This window comes from Spinactinospora alkalitolerans (assembly GCF_013408795.1).
GTDB classification, from domain to species: Bacteria; Actinomycetota; Actinomycetes; order Streptosporangiales; family Streptosporangiaceae; genus Spinactinospora; species Spinactinospora alkalitolerans.
This window is the reverse complement of record NZ_JACCCC010000001.1, coordinates 1,210,304-1,225,649: the sequence shown is the minus strand read 5'-3', so window position 1 is coordinate 1,225,649 and position 15,346 is coordinate 1,210,304. Positions and strand designations below refer to the sequence as shown.

At 67.8% G+C, this 15,346-nt stretch carries 7 protein-coding genes; all 7 read right to left on the bottom strand.

Annotated elements, in window-relative coordinates; all coding sequences use genetic code 11:
- Positions 1–19: 19 nt before the first annotated feature.
- The 7 genes from HDA32_RS05630 to pglX all read right to left on the bottom strand — a co-directional run bounded on the left by HDA32_RS05630 (position 20) and on the right by pglX (position 15,259).
- Entirely contained in the window at positions 20–325 is a 306-nt protein-coding gene (locus tag HDA32_RS05630; protein ID WP_179642188.1) for a PASTA domain-containing protein, read from the bottom strand.
- A gap of 80 nt (positions 326–405) precedes the next feature.
- Positions 406–780, bottom strand: a complete 375-nt coding sequence (locus HDA32_RS05625) for a hypothetical protein (protein WP_179642187.1) — start codon at positions 778–780, stop codon at positions 406–408.
- Positions 781–1,077: 297 nt separating this feature from the next.
- Positions 1,078–3,207 carry a DEAD/DEAH box helicase gene (locus HDA32_RS05620; RefSeq protein ID WP_312863050.1) on the bottom strand — a complete coding sequence of 710 codons (2,130 nt, stop codon included), beginning with the start codon at positions 3,205–3,207 and terminating at the stop codon, positions 1,078–1,080.
- A complete protein-coding gene (brxD, locus tag HDA32_RS05615; protein ID WP_179642186.1) occupies positions 3,204–4,541 on the bottom strand; it encodes a BREX system ATP-binding protein BrxD in 1,338 nt (445 codons plus the stop codon). The genes HDA32_RS05620 and brxD overlap by 4 nt, the downstream gene beginning before the upstream one ends.
- Position 4,542: 1 nt before the next feature.
- Positions 4,543–7,299 carry a BREX-2 system phosphatase PglZ gene (gene pglZ, locus HDA32_RS05610; protein WP_179642185.1) on the bottom strand — a complete coding sequence of 919 codons (2,757 nt, stop codon included), beginning with the start codon at positions 7,297–7,299 and terminating at the stop codon, positions 4,543–4,545.
- A 189-nt stretch (positions 7,300–7,488) separates the two neighbouring features.
- Positions 7,489–11,301, bottom strand: coding sequence for a DUF6079 family protein (locus tag HDA32_RS05605; RefSeq protein WP_179642184.1), 3,813 nt, complete (start codon positions 11,299–11,301; stop codon positions 7,489–7,491).
- Between the two features lie 253 nt (positions 11,302–11,554).
- Positions 11,555–15,259 carry a BREX-2 system adenine-specific DNA-methyltransferase PglX gene (pglX, locus tag HDA32_RS05600; protein ID WP_312863049.1) on the bottom strand — a complete coding sequence of 1,235 codons (3,705 nt, stop codon included), beginning with the start codon at positions 15,257–15,259 and terminating at the stop codon, positions 11,555–11,557.
- Between the last annotated feature and the right edge of the window lie 87 nt (positions 15,260–15,346).

Genomic DNA, 15,346 nt, shown 5'->3' with positions numbered 1-15,346 from the left:
AGCCTCAGTGGAAGTATCACTACAATAGCGGACGCACGACGCCTAGGGTGATATCTGCGTCAACCTCAATTTCCTCCCCGGCGGGAACCGACTGCTCTACTACCACCCAATTTGCGCGCATCCACACACTGCCGTCTTCAGATGGGTCGATGTTTGCAAACCGAAGCTCAGATGTAGTCCCCGCATACCCCGCGTCCTGGAGCATGGTCACCGCCAGATCTCCACGCTTACCTGAGAGATCAGGCATCGTCATGGACGTCCGCTCGGGTATATCAATCTTCTCACCAGTCTCGGAGTCCACCAGTTCCCAGGTGTATTCAGGCATACCCTGAGGATCTCCCGCCATATTCCCGTACCATTTGGCGAGTCCTCTGAGCGTGTCGTCCGGTATATCCAGCTCGCCGTCTATACCGACAAGGACTCTCTCTTCATCGACGTGGACTCCGGCGTAGGCCTCAGTCCCCCAGTAGACGTTGGCGTCTCCTCTCTGACCTGCTCCTCATCTTCGGAATCAGGGTCATAGAAGTTGGCCCTGATGTTCTCATCGAACTCCTTCTCTTTTTCGGTCTGATTGGGCCCTATTCTTCCGTTACCTCCTTCCTCGCCATCATCCTCCCTCTCGACTGAAGGCGATGAATAAGGGGCGTCCTCTACAGTCGGCGACTCACTCGTTTCCGGAGCCGCCTGGCTACTTCCTTTTTCATCATCAGAGACGCCGCACCCGAAGACGATCAGTCCTAAGACGACCGCTACAGCGACGCACCCGGTTCTAATACTCAACAGAGAAACTCCAGTTCATAGATAAAAAGAGAGGTAGATCGGGGTGTAGTCAGCTCTTCGCTCTATGCAGCATTACTGTGCGCAACCAACGAAAAAGGGGATCCGCTACCTACGACCAGAGAGACACGAATCAAGGACAAGAGCCCAAAAAACATACGTAAGGGAACTTTAGGAAGATAAGGTTACGGATCTAAATCAAGATCACTTCCGACAGGCCACAGATGATCTTGGATTCCTTGCGCGGGGATCGACCGCACCTCGCGCCTCATCAATCGGTGGCGCTGCCGAGCCTGTCGCTTACCCGACGACGAACCTCGTCGGCTCCCCCAGCAGCCGTCGTGCGCCCTCCACGTCGGCCAGTCTGGCCGCCAGGGTGCGGGCGGCCAGGTGGGACGGGAGTGCCGCGGTGAACTTCAGGCCTTCCAACGCCTTCTCGCTGACCTCGGGCAGCGCGATGCGGTCGGCGGCGCCCTCTCGGACGGCCGCCCACCTGGCGGGATCGACGTCCTCGCGGAGCCGGAGGTAGCTGTCGTGCGCCTGCTGAGCGGGGTCGACGAGGCCGGTGAGGGTGGCGCGCAGGGTCAGGTTGGTCCTGGTCCCGGCCCAGGTCCACCAGCGGACGTCACCGGAGGTGCGGGTGACGACCGAGCCGTCGGCGTGCACGTGCTCGATGTGGCGCTCGCGCGCCTTGCCCAGGGCCTTGACCGCGCGCCGGGTCAGGCGCACCGGCGGGTCCGCTCCCAGCAGCACCTCGCGCACGGCACGGGTCAGCGCGAACGATGAGCCCGCCCGGTCGGTGGAGTCCCAGCGCGCCTTGCCGCCGCCGTCGTCGGCCGGTTCGACGAAGCACTTCTGCCGCTTCCAGTCCACCCAGGTCACCGCCCAGCTCCGGCCGGCGAGGAGCAGCCGCCGGGGTCCCTCCCCCTGTTCCCTGGACGACAGCAGCGCCGGGTTGGCCCGCCCGATCTCGGTGCGCCCGTGCAGCACCGTGAACTCCGGCGGCGCGGTGAAGACCGTGGTCAGCTCCATGAAGTGCCGCCACCCGAACCTGCGCTCGGCCTCGGGTCCGATCATCAGCATGCCGCCGTCGCGGTCCACGAACCCCTCGCGCAGCAGGTGCGCCACGATCGGCTCGCCGTGCTCGAACGGCTCCAGCCCGTCCCACCACTCCGGCCACAGGTGCTCGCCCACCTGCGACTCCTGCAGGCACAGCGCCAGCAGCTGCTGGGCGATGATGTGCCGGGGCTCGGGCGTGGGGACGACCGGCTCGACCCAGTGCCGCCCCCACAGCCGCAGCAGCGCCGCCGCACGCAGCAGCCCCGGTTCGTCCAGCGCGAGGAACAGGCAGTTGCGCCGCGTGCCGGAGCGCCGCCCGGTGCGGCCGATGCGCTGCAGGAAGGAGGCCACCGTTCCGGGCGCGTTGACCTGGACGACCCGGTCGAGGTCGCCGACGTCGATGCCCAGCTCCAGCGTGCTGGTGGAGACGATCACGCAGTCGCGCGCCTCGGCGAAGGCCTGCTCGGCGCGGCGGCGCTCGTCCACCGCCAGGGAGGCGTGCGACAGGAATGTGGTGACGCCCCGCACGCGCAGCGCGGCGCCCAGATGCTCCACGGCCTGGCGGGAGTCGCAGAACACCAGCCGCTTCTCACCGGCGTGCAGCGCGGCGACGACCTTGGCGGCGTTGTCCAGCGACCCGACGTAGTCCAGTTCCACGTCCCCCGGCGGCGGTTCGGCGGGCGAATTCGCCCCGGGCAGGCTCACCCCGGGTGCGATGACGCGGCCCGGCCGCTTCCCCGCACCGCTGCCCTGCAGCCAGGTGAGCAGGTCGTCGGGGTTGCCGACGGTCGCCGACAGCCCGACCCGCTGGACGGGGCGCCCGCAGATCCGGGTGAGCCGCTCCAGCACCGCCAGCAGGTGCCAGCCCCGGTCGTCGCCTGCGAAGGCGTGCACCTCGTCCACCACGATCGCCCGCACTCCCGCGAACACGTCCCGGTGGTCGACCTTGGTGCTGACCAGCATCCCCTCCAGCGACTCCGGCGTGGTCAGCAGGATGTCGGGCCGTCGGCGCAGGAGGCGCCGCCGCGCGGCGGTGCCCACGTCGCCGTGCCACAGCCCGACCGAGCGCCCCATCCATCCGGCGTAGCTCTGCAGACGCGGCAGCAGGTTGTTCAGCAGCGCCTTGATCGGGCACACATACAGCAGCGAGACTCCGGTCCACCCTCCCGCGGCCATCGCCGACAGCAGCGGGAAGGCCGCGGCCTCGGTCTTGCCGCCCGCGGTCGGCGCGAGCAGGACGGCGTCCTCACCCCCGACCAGCGGCGCCAGCGCCTCGCGCTGCAGCGGCCGCAGCCCCGGCCAGCCCAGCGTGTTGACGACGTGGTGGGCCAGCGTGGGGTGCAGCAGGTCGAGGCTGCCGGTGGCGGTCACAGGTCGAGTTCCACCTCGTCGGCGGATCCGGCGCGCTGGGTCCAGGCGTTGCGCTCGACGTCGTTGAGGTCGGCGGCCTTCACGGTGAGTCGGTAGTGCAGCCGGGGGTCGAAGTCGTCGATGTCGTTGACCCGGTCGATGACGTCGACGAGCTTGCGCAGGAACATCCGCGGCGCGACCCCGACCTGCCCGCCGAGCTCTCCGGCGATCGCCTCGGCGAGCTCCATCAGGTAGGCGTCGCCGACCCGCGCCCGGATCCGCTCTGGCTCCTCGGCGCCGTCGACGTAGAGCTCCCTGATGGCGATGCCGAGCCGGTGCAGCCTCTCCAGGTCGAACCCGCCGAGCCGGATCTGGGCCGCCCGCAGGTTGTCGTGGCGCGGGTCCGGCATGAAGTCGGTGGCCAGCCGCTGCGCCAGCGGCGCGAGGCGCTGGACGCCCTGCTGCCCGTCGTAGAAGGCGGGCGTGCCGGTGATCACCAGATAGAGCCCTGGGAAGCGGCCGGCCGCGATCTCGTCCAGCAGCTGGCGCAGCGCGTTGAGCGCCTTCTCCCTGGTGTCGGTACGCGCCCGTTGCAGGGTCTCCAGCTCGTCCAGCACCACCAGCAGGCCGGGGTGGCCGCACCCCTGCAGGAGGGTGAGCAGGCCCTGGAGCGCGGAGAGGGCGCCGAAGTGGTCCAGGTCGCCCTTGATCCCGGCGTAGCGCTTGGCCGCGGCCGAGACGTTGGGCTGCCCGCCCAGCCAGGCGATGAGGGCTTCGGCGATCGCCGGTTCGCCCTCCGTCTGCGCCCGGTGGTAGCCGCGCAGGGCCGCGGCGAACCCGGGGTTGCTGCGCGCGACCTCGGCCAGGCGGCGTTCCAGGAGCTCGCCGACCGCCGCGGCGAGCCGCTGCTCGTCCGGGCCGTCCGGCCCCTCGGGGATGCCGCCTTCGTCGAGGACGTCCTCCTCCAGGGTGTAGACCCAGTTGTCGACGATCTCGCGCAGCGCGCTGGGCGGTTGGGTGGCCGTGGCCAGCCGCTCCGTGAGCCGTCGGTAGACGGTCTCCAGCTTGTGCAGCGGAGTCTCGGTCTCCGAGACCTGGATCTCGGTCACCGCGAAGTTCGCCCGCTTGGCGCGCTCCCCCAGCCAGCGAGAGAAGAACGTCTTGCCGGACCCGTACTCGCCGCGCACAGCCTTGAACCCTGCGCCGCCCGCGGCCGCGGTCGCCAACTCCTTGTCGAGGACGTTCCCGAACCGTTCCAGGCCGACCGCGAACAGGTCCAGCCCCGACTGTGGCACGGTCCCGCGCCGCAGCGCGTCGATGACTTCGCCGCGGCGAGCGGCGCTGACGTTGCTCAACTCACTCGTTTCCGGACAGGAACTGCCGCCTGAGCAGTTCGACGTTGAGTTCCACGGCCCGTTCGCCCTCGGGCAGATCCAGCACCGGGAACCCTTCGATGTTGAGGACCTTCTTCACCATTTTCAGGAAGCGCACCGCCCGGTGGGAGGTGGTCGACTCCCCCGCGGCCCGCGCGACGTGCGCGACGGGCAGCCGGGGAGTGGCGCCGCCCGCACCGGCCAGGGTGTCGATGACCGCTGCGACCTTCGACGCGTCGGGGGCGCGTGAGATCTGGGAGCGGCTGAGCTCGAAGATCTCGGTGTCGGTCACGAGGGTGCCGAGAGAGTCGTCCTTGAAGAGAACGGTGTCCTGCGCCGGACGGCTCTTCTTCGGCTTCCTCGCGGGCTTGGCCGGTTCCGGAGCGGCGGCCGTTCCCGGTTCGACGGTCAGCGGTCGGGCCCACCAGGACGGCTCATGGTCCGCCGGACGCAGTGCCGCCCATCCGGCGGGGACGAGCGCGGTGTCGGGAACGAACACCAGGACCGGAATGACCATCTCGGCTGTTGAGATACCGCCGTGGTAGCCCTCCTGGCGGGCGGTGTAGCGAATCCGCTCGTCCCACGGCACCACGATCTCGCCGCCTCCGGCGAGCACCCGGTCCCCGGTGACGAGCAGTTCCCGCTCGCCGGGCTCCCCCGTGCGGTAGCGGGCCGACTCGCCCTTCTCGGTCTTCCTGTTCTCCCGCCGGTCCCACACGTGGCCGTGGTCGGAGGTGAGGACCACCGGGCGCCCGGCGCGTGCGGCCGCGTCCAGGAGCGGTCCGAGCTTGCCGAGCTGGTCGACCCGCCAGCTCACGTCGTCGGCTTCACGGCCGTCGGCCAGTGCGTCGTCCACGGTGTTGATCACGGCGGCGACGACCCGGCCCGTGTCGTCGACGGCTTTCTGGACGCTCTCGGGCAGCCGGTCGCCCGCTCCCGTCTGCAGGTCGGCCTCATACAGCAGAGTGCTGTCCCGTGGTCCCCACGACGGCTGCTTCCACAGTGCGGTGAACCCGGCGCGCTCCTGGCTCTGCCCGCCGGTGGTGAGCCGCCCGGAGAAGAGCGAGGCGCGTGAGCAGCCGGTGATCGAGGGGAAAGTGGCCAGGGCCCCCTCTCGCCCCTGCTCGGTGCGGGCGATCTCCTTGAACCGTCCGCCGCCGGCGATCTCGGCGCCGATCTGGACGGCGATCTCCGCACTCATCCCGTCGAGCAGCACGATCAGCGGCGCACGCTCGGCCGAGAGCGGCCGGGCGACCCGCTGCAGGAGGTTCTCCGCGAGCAGCAGCTCGTCGGTGTGCGACGACACCTCGGTCCACGCGGCGACGCGTTCGGCGAACGCCTTGTCGATCTCCGCGCGCCGGTCGCGCACCCGCGCGTAGAGGTCCTGGTAGGCGTCGTGCAATGCCGTGATCTCGGTGTGCGACGCCCACAACCGGCTCGCCGCCCGGTCCACCCAGGCGGTGCCGGCCATGTGATCGGCCACCCCCTCGGCGGCGGTACGGGGGGTAGGCGGTCCGGAGGCGAGCCAGCGCACGAGCCGTACTGCGGCGATCGCGTCCGCGCCCTCACGCGAGTCGGAGTCGAACCGCCGGTGCTCCCACAACCGGGTGAGCGCCTCCTCGGCCTGCACCGTGTCCCGGGCTTCGGGAGCGGGCATCTGCGGCTGGATCGCGGTGCTGATCTCGGCGCCTAGGGCAGCAAGGCGGGCCTGCAGCCCGGTGCTGAGCACTCGGCTGGTCGCCGCGACTCCGTCGGCACCCAGCGCGGTGAGGATCTCCTCGGCCCGATCGCTCGCGTGGACCGCGGCGTCGTGCTCATGGCCGTCCATCATGCGCAGCAGGGCCGCTTCACTGCTGTCGGCGAACCGCGACAGCGCCTCCGTTTTGGGTGCGGGGGTGCCGACGAACCGCTCTTCGGCCCGGACCCGGGCGTCGCGCACACCGGGGATGCCGGCGTTGTCGGGGTCCAGCAGTTCCCGGAACACCAGACCTGCTGGAAGTGCGTCGTAGACCTGCTGCTTGTCCAGCATCTGGAACACCACCTGGGCGACCGGGCCGATGCCGTGTTCGAGTTCGGCACGCAGTCCGTGGCGCTCGTCCTCGTCCAGCTCACCGAACCGGGTGACCAGCTCCGGCTTCCTGGTCCAGTCGAGCAGTGCGGCGGCGTCGAGCCGGTCGCCGGCCTCCCGGCCGAACCGGATCGCCGCGAGCCGCCGCAGCGCGTCCTCGAGCTTGAGGACCGATGTCCTCTTGTGCCACTCACTGCCGACACCGACCTCGCGCAGTCCGCGAGCCAGCCAGGCCCACTTGCGGGAGTGCAGCCGCGGGTCGAGCATCCGGATGCCGAGCTCATCGGCGAGCAGCTCCCAGCTGTTCACGGTGAAGACCTCGTGGCCGAGCAGCCGCCCCAGCAACGAGGGGCCGAGGTCGGTGTCCTCTCTGCAGGGGGTGAGCAGCACGAGGTAGTCGGCTTCAGTGAGAGGGCGGCTCAGTTCGGTGAGCACCGCCAGCACCGTGGGTGCCACCGCGACTCGCGCGCGCACCTCCTTGCCCCGGTGCTCGACGGCGATCTGCTCCGGTCCGCTCCACACCGGGGCGGCCTTCAGCGCGATCGCGCGTGCCACCGACGCCGGCCGTCCCCTGCTGACCCGGTGCTCGTCCTTTTCCAGCGCCCGCCGCAGCCCGCCCTTGACCGCCTCGACCGTCACCTGCTGGGCCGAAGCGGTTCCGGTGGCCGTCATGGTGCTGCTCCTCCTGTGCTGGTTCACCGATGCGGATCATGTTCCGCCGAGTCGACCGCCCGGATCACCGGGTGGTCTCGAGCGTTCGACGCTATACCCGGCTGACGACGGCGCGGCGGCGGACGAATCCCTTGTGCTCCCTCTGCGCGGCTCGCGCGCCCGGAGTATCGGGCGGCGCGGCGACCGTGCTCACTCGACCGCCCGTACCGTGATCTCGATGGTGGCGTCGGCGGGGATACCGAGCTGTTCTCTCAGTTTCGCGACGACCGCGCCCGGGTCGTCCGCCGCCGTGATCTGCCCGACGGCCACGGCACCGGACGACGTGACGCGCTCGATGCTCCCGCTCACCGATGTCGGGCCTGCATCGGTCGGCTGCCCATCGGCTCCGGCCGGGCCTACGACCGGCGGCTGCGGCGCGGCCGGCCGTGCCGTCGCCTTTTTGATGAGGGCGAACGCCTCGCGGGACACCGCTTCCAGTTCGGTGGCGAGCTTCTTCTGCTGCTCGTTGAACCGGGCGGTGCGCCCCAACCGCTCCAGCAGCTCGGCGGCCTCGCCCGCGTACTCGCTCCCGTCACCGGACAGCTGGGCCAGCAGTTCGAAGGTCTCCCACCGGGTGGCCTCCAGCGCCGCGGCGACAGCAGACGCCGCCGCCATGCTGATCCGGTAGATCTCGGGTTCGCGCGGCAGGTCGGCCTGGGCCAGCGCGGTGACCAGCGCAGTGTCGTCGGTGAGCCCGCGCAGCCGTCCCAGCAGTTCGTAGGCGGCCCGCGCGGTCTGCATGCGCGGCGCCTCCTCGTCCAGGCCCAGCAGTTCGGCGTGCCTCTCCAACTGGGTCAGCAGCCCTTCGGTGCCGGCCAGCCAAACGCCGCCCTGCTCCTTGAGCTGCTCGGCGAGCCGCTGCACGGCGCGGGCGTTGAGCACCGGCTGCCTGGAGAGCTTGAAGAGCTGCTCGGCGCGGCGGTTGGCGAGGTCGAAGTCCTCTTCGGAGGGCAGCGGCTGGCGGCGCAGGACGATGTCGCCGTCGAGCCGGCCGATACCGACGTCGGTGTAGCGCTTGCCCGCCCGCATCCAGGCCCGGTCCGACTGCACCGCGTACACGAGCACCAGCAGGTCAACGATCTCGGGGGGCAGTCCTTTGCCCTCTTCCCGGTCGAGGATCCACTTCTTGAGGTCGCGCACCCGAATCTCGGTGGTGTCGGCCTGCGCGGAGCGGGCGGCGTCGTCCAGGATGCCCAGCCAGGTGTCTTGTAGCAGGAAGACCTCGGTGACCTGGGCGATCTGCAGGTTGTGGGCGACCCGGTACAGCGCGGCGGTCTCGCCCTTGGCCGGCTCGTAGCGCTGCAGCTTGTCGGCCTTGGCCGCCTCCACCGCCTGCAGCACGGCGGTGAGGTCGGTGCGGCGGACCTCGGGCATGGCCCCCGTCTGGGACGCGAATCTGGGATGCTCGGGGTAGAGGTGGTCCAGCAGCTGCCCGGCGATGCGCTGCAGCGCGTCGGGGAGCTGGCTGCCGGCCTCGATCCGGATCCGCACGTTGGGCGGCAGCGCCTCGATGTGCTCGTCGATGGGGTACCCGAAGTCGGTGTCGTTGCGGGCGACGGCACCGTAGGCTCCGCGCATCAACCCGCGCAGCTGGCCCTCGATCTGGGAGCGCTGGTTGTCGAGCTGGGCACGGGCCTCCCGGCGGTCCTCCGAGCTCCAGTTCGGGGCCTTGTCCTCGATGACGCCGGGCTGCACCAGATGCTGCATCATCAGCAGCCGCCGGGCGTCCTGCTGGCGGTTGTCGGAGAGGAAGTGCGGGATCCAGGCGAGCGTGGCCGGGGGCTCGCCGAACTCCTCGCGCAGATCCTGGACCCGCTGGCGGTCCTCGGCGGGGTTGTGGTCGCCTTCGTCGAAGGGGTAGTCGATGACGATGCGCAGCGCCCCCGGGGCCTCGGGCTTGAACCGCTGGCGCATCAGGGAGTCCTCGGAGCGGATGTTGCCGAAGTCCAACTCCACCAGGCGGCGGGTGCCGCGCCAGACGATCCAGGTGCGCGCGGCGTCGGGTTCGAGGCCGAGCTCCTCCCACAGCAGCCGCTTGAACAGCTGCCGCAGCGCCTGGTCGTTGGCGGCGGTGTAGACCTGGCGCATCAGCGACTCGGTGTCCACCCGCAGCAGGTTGAGCGTGATGGTGGGATTGCCGGCTTCGGGCCCGACCCGGACCTCGCCGAACTGGGTGTTGAGTTCCTTGAAGAACTGGGTGACCCTGGCGATGTCCTGTCCGGTGCGCCGGGCGGGGATGATGCCGTGGTTGAGGGCGATCAGCCGGCTCGCGGTGAGCTCCTTGACCGCGGGCACGTTGGGCACCAGCGCCGACAGCAGCAGCGTTTTGACCAGCAGGTCCTCGGCCCGGAACGGGTGGCGCACCTCCAGGTCGACCGCTGCCTCGTCGTCGGTGAGGCTGTGCCGGCGCAGCAGCCAGGGCCGGACCTTGTCGCGGTAGAAGTTGCGGATCTTCTCGTACTCGGCGCTGAGCCGGTCGCGGAACGGCTTGTCCTCGCCTTCGACCAGGACGTCCAGGACCGCGCCCATGGGCACGAGCTGGCCCACCGGCAGGGTGGAGCGGTGGTTGATCATCAGCTGGCGCATCAGCTTGAGCGCGCTGCGCTGGCGCTGCAGCGCACCGGACAGGTCCACCATGACGTGCAGCAGCGCGGGACTGAAGGGGTAGAGCGCCCGGAAGTCGTCCCAGGTGTCGGCGTCGCCGCCCTCGGTGTCCAGGAGCGTGTCGCGCACCTCGGGCCGGGCGTTGACCATGCGTTTGAAGGCCGCGCTGATCTCGGCTTCGGCCTCGGGGGTCTTGGCGCGCAGCAGCCGGTGCCGCACCACTTCGGTGAGGTTCTTGTCCTCCAGCCCGATGTGGCCGAATCGCCCGTCCCAGTACTTCAGGGTCTGGCTGACGCCTTCGGTGCCGCCGGAGATCCCGACGAGGTCGCGCAGGTCGCGCTGGCGCGGCACGAAGCTGATGATGGGCGCGGGCCGGTGGCTTTCGGAGGACTCCACCAGCTTGGCGACCTTCTGCACCTCCTCGCTGATCTTCGACTCGTTGCCGATGAACTTGGTGAAGCGCAGGATCAGCTCGTCCAGCAGCAGGATGACCGCGTCGCAGCCGAGCTCCTCCTTGGCGTGCCGGCTGATGACGGACAGCCCGTCGTCCAGGGTGACGAAGGCCTCCTCCTCGCCGTGCATTGTGTCGGCGTAGCGCTTGAAGTGGCCCTTCAGCAGGGCGCTGATGAGTTTGCGGCGGAGCTTGAGCTCCTCCTCGTCGGTGCTGCCGGGCGAGACCGCGAACGCCTCGTCGAGCTGCTCCGACGTCCACGCCAGCGAGGTGGACCACCTGCCCCAGGTGCTTCCGCCGCTCGCCCCCGAGCCGCCGGAGCCGGGCAGGCCGGCGATGAACGCCTCGTCGCCGAGCGCCGACCGCAGGTCGCGGGCGTCGGCGAGCAGTCCTTCGGTCCGGTAGACCGGCGGGACGGGCGCCTCGGGGTGGTGCTTGTGGACGTAGCGCACGTACCCGCCGAGGACGGCGGACTCGATGGACTCGGCGTCCACGAGGTGGCTGGTGACGAGCAGGAACCTCTTGCCCTCCAGCCAGTCGTCGTGCTTGGCGAGGATGGTCGGCATCCGCTCCAGGTCCCTCACGGCCGGGTCGTGGCGCAGGACGGCGTGCAGCACGGCCATGAAGTGGCTCTTACCGGACCCGAACGACCCGTTGAGGTAGGTGGCCCGCGACTGCCCCTTGGCGATCCCGCCCTTGATGGCGTCGAGCGCCTCGTCGAAGCACGCCTCCAGCTGCGGCGTGACGACGTAGTCGCGAACCGCCTGGGCTTGCTGCTCCTCCACGCCTTCGGCGACCTTGAACACGAGGTCGCCGTCGTGGACCGCCTCGGGGATCTCGATGAGGTCCCCGATGAACCGCTTGCCGCCGGAGCCGGCACCGGAGGGGGACGAGGAGGAAGTCGCCATCGCCGAGGGAGACCCTTCTACTGCTGGGTGGAAGTGTGGTGCATACCGTGGATTTTCCAGCGTGAACCAGGTACATCGTCAAGGGTATTGCCGGAGTGGGAGCCCCGGCACGGGAGCTTCCCTCTCCCCGGTGCGGGGCAGTCTGGTCCAAGATCGCCCCGCGCCGGGCGGGGCCGAGCGGGACCGGCCGTGAAGTTCGTACCAATGATCCGGGGATTCGACGGCCGGAACTCCACGGCGGCCGCCGCTCCCCTTACCCCTTCTTCCTGCGGCCCCGCGTCGGTGCCGCGGGCCGCCACGCCGCCATCTCCGAGGGCGTGATACCCGTGGCGTTGGTGAGGCCGGTCAGGTCGGTCTCCGCCTGGTCGGCCATAACCAGCCCGTACTCGTTCGCCTCGGAATGCCACTGCCTCACCCATGGCAGCAGCTCCGCGATGCCCGCGATCAGCGGAGTCATCCTCTCCTTGTCCTGATCCCAGTTGTGCTCCTCCACCCGGTTGTGCGCGAGCGTCGCCAGGGCGTCGGCCTGCTCCGCGTGGTTCCACCCGGCCCAACCGAGCACGAGCGAGGAATCCTGCTCGGTCTCCGCGCCGGGGTAGGAGATGAAGCGCTCCTTGGGGAGGTCGAGCTTGCTGCGGTTGGCCCAGTAGGTGGTCTTGCGGAAGTCGGCGGAGGTGTACTTGGGCGGGACCGGGATGGGCGGGGAGAGCCGCTGCTCGGGCTCCCCTTCAGCTCGGTCGGCATTGAGCGCGTCCTCCTCACGCTGGAGGTCCCAGACGCGCTCCCACTCCCTGCGCTTGCGCAGGCCGCTGTCCTTGTAGCGGAATGCGGCGAGGTAGGGGACGTGCTCGGTCTCGACGATCTCCGTGATGACGTCGGAGAAGTCCTTGTCGCTGTCATAGAGCGCGGCGACTTCGACCGCCTCGGGGTGCAGGTCGCGCAGCCGGTTCGCGAGCGCGAGGACAGAGAGCGTGTACGGACGCTGCTCACCGAAGTCCTCTTCCCGGAACCAGATGTCCCGGTCCTCGCACTTGTCCAGCAGCCAGGACTTGAGAGCGGCCCTTTCCTTCTTCTCCCACGGCTCCGACTGCCAGCGCCGCTTGCACTCGGGACGCTCGATGAGGGCGAGGTCCTTGCGGGAGGAGATCAGCTCGATACGCCTTTCGACGACCTTCTTGTAGGCGTCGGGCCAGTGGGACGGGATCTCGGTATCAGTGATGGGAGTAGAGCCGTGCCGCTTGAACCACTCGGTGTCGGCCTCGCCCATCTTCATCTTGCGGGCAAGAACGATCTCGAAGGCCCGTTCGCCGAGGTTGATGTCGGGGACGTCGGCGGTGTCAGGAAGGACAAGGGCTGCGTGCTCCTCATCGGAGATGAGTCCATAGCGGTGGTAGACGTCCCAGTCGAGTTCTTCCTGAAGAGCGATCATCCGGGCGCGGGTGGCGGTGTGCTCTGTCTGGGCGTCGTTGAGGCGGACGCGAGTGGGGGTGCTGGCGGCCACGACAGCGGAGGGCTCGAGGGAGGAGAGATGCTGGGCTAGCTGGTCGAGTTCCTGTGCACGGTCGAGAGGGAGGCTTGCGGGGAGTGGGAATTCCTGGAGTTTGGTACCGGTAAATTCGAATCGGTGCTCCCACAGCTCGTCTGAAATCCCACCCCCAATACCGCCATTACCCTTGCTTTGACTGACCTGCTTCAGCCAGAAGCACGCCGTCGAGGAGTTCAGCACCCCAAGAAGCTCCAGATGCTGCTCCTTCGTGGCCTCCTTAGGCAGCTTGATCACCGGCGCATGCCGGTTAAAGACCGTATCACCTCGGTCGAGCACAAAATGAGCATGCGTAGCAACACAGGCAAACGCGATTAACTGCGGAGCAGCAACACGACTCCAGTTAAGCATCGTGTGCTCATGCCAGGCCATCCCTCGCTCTTCGCGGTTCTTACCGAAGGTCAGGCCAGACTTCATTAGGGTGCGGTACGGCCAGAACAGCAGACTGTTCTGCAGAGACATATCTGGACGCTGCCCACAATAAGGCCACAATACGTAACTTGATGTCGATACCCAATCTCTGACATCGTCTCCGGTTGCAAAACGCCGATACCGCCCTTCTATCCCCCAACTTACAGGCCGCCACTCCTTGCGAACGAAGACTTCGTCATCGCCTGTGATGTCATAGAATCCGACCCCTCCATCAATCCGGGAGTCGAGCTTATTTCCGGTATCCAGCCGACCAAATAGATCAATTGCGCCACCACCCGTAAGACTCCAAGGAAAGCTCGCAAGGTCATTCCGATTAAGGTCGACAGAGTTAACCCACCCACTCTCACTTCCCGGGAAATCAATCTGGTCGACAATTGACCGCCAAACCAAGCCATCAGCGGGGGCGTCCGGTTGGGAGGGTTCTCCTCTAATCCCGAGAATTGCACGAACCTTACTTCCAGGACTCCAGACGCTATTGCGCCCGAAGAGGATGATCGTTGGAGTCCCGTGGCCAGGCATGTAGGCACCAGAAGTATCAATAACGTGGGTGAGATTAACCTCAGAATGAAAGTAATTCTGGATCAGCTTCTTACCAAACTCGCGCTTCATGAAGGAGTTTGCGGTAATCTGCCCTATGAAGCCAGACCCCTGCATGCTTCGGTCTCCCCGACTCACGGCCAGGTCGAAGAACCGCTGGGAAAATGGAACGGAAAGCGCATATTTTCCGGAGCAGACCTCGGGATACGCATCCCGATAGTTCTGATTTTCCTGTTTATCCTTGACTGTAATGTAAGGCGGGTTTCCCACCACTACATGATAGCTACCGGAACCAAGCAAGTCATACTCGGCGGTGTAATCGTAGATGTCTTCGGTGATGTACCGGTGGACCTCTTCGGTATCGAACAGGCTGGTCTTGCGACCCGGTGCGCCACGTCCATGAATCAGCGAATCCCCCGTTGCCACCACGATCGGCCAATCAGGGTTGCCCGCTGACAGCCTGGTAATTCCGCCCTCCTTCATCGCCGCGATCAGCAGCCGGAACCTGGCAATGGCCACCGCAAATGGGTTCTTGTCAACACCGTGGACGCTGCGCAGGGTGCGGGCGATGAGGTCCCAGTCCGACACGCCCGGCTCGGCGTCGCGCCACTTTTCCAGGAGTCGGTGGAACGCGCCCAGCAGGAAGTGTCCCGAGCCGCAGGTGGGGTCGATCAGCCGGAAGCCCTTGCTCTCGGCCTGGAAGATCCGATTGCCATCGAGCCCGAATTCCTTGATGGCGGGTTCGAGGGTGTAGTCGAGGATGAACTCCTCGACGAACTCCGGGGTCTGCAGTAGGGCGTAGGTCTTCTTCGCCGCGTCGGAGAGGTCCTGGTAGAGGTCCCCGAGGAAGCGGGTGTTCCAGACGGGATCGGTGAAGTCGTGGACCAGGTGCCCGTCATCGCCCACCGTGCGCCAGAAGCCGATGAGGTTCTTGGCCGCCTGGTGGGACGGGGTGATGGTCCACATCGGGTTGTGCGCCCGGTCGAACAGCCCCTCCATGACTGCCGAAACGCTCATCTGCTCGAACGTGTGCACCAGCCAGTCCCGGTCGGTGCGCTCGGAGGCCTCCGGGTTCTTGCGCCGTTCTTCCAGGATCCAGGCGTCCTTGAGCTCCTGGGCGATGTCGTAGCGGTTGGACTCGTCCCGGGGGCCGGCGATGAAGGGCTGCTCCAACAGACCGTTGTCCTCGCAGAACCGCACGAACACCGTCGCCAGCACCCACGCCACCGCGGCCTGCGTGATGCGCCCTTCGCGCCACTCCCCGTAGGTCGCCGCCGTACGCTCCGCCTGGAACGCGCGGTGGTACTCGACCTTCAGCTCCTCCTCGAAGGTCTTACCCGTGTGCTCGTTGACCGCGGTGGGATCCTCGCTCCGCTCCCGCAGATCCTCCTCAAGAGCACCGACCTGCTTCTTGAGGTCCTTGAGCAACGATGCGTGATCGACCACTGACACTCCCGGCGATGAAGGGGGAACCGATCCAACCATTCTCGCCGATCCCACCGACGCTTCGAGGCCGTTGGGCTCCGATTACTC

What these genes read in the sequence shown, in the direction of transcription:
- HDA32_RS05605 (WP_179642184.1), bottom strand. Translation starts at nt 11,301, where the DNA reads ATGGCGACTTCCTCCTCGTCCCCCTCCGGTGCCGGCTCCGGCGGCAAG.
- HDA32_RS05630 (WP_179642188.1), bottom strand. Translation starts at nt 325, where the DNA reads ATGCCTGAATACACCTGGGAACTGGTGGACTCCGAGACTGGTGAGAAG.
- pglZ (WP_179642185.1), bottom strand. Translation starts at nt 7,299, where the DNA reads ATGACGGCCACCGGAACCGCTTCGGCCCAGCAGGTGACGGTCGAGGCG.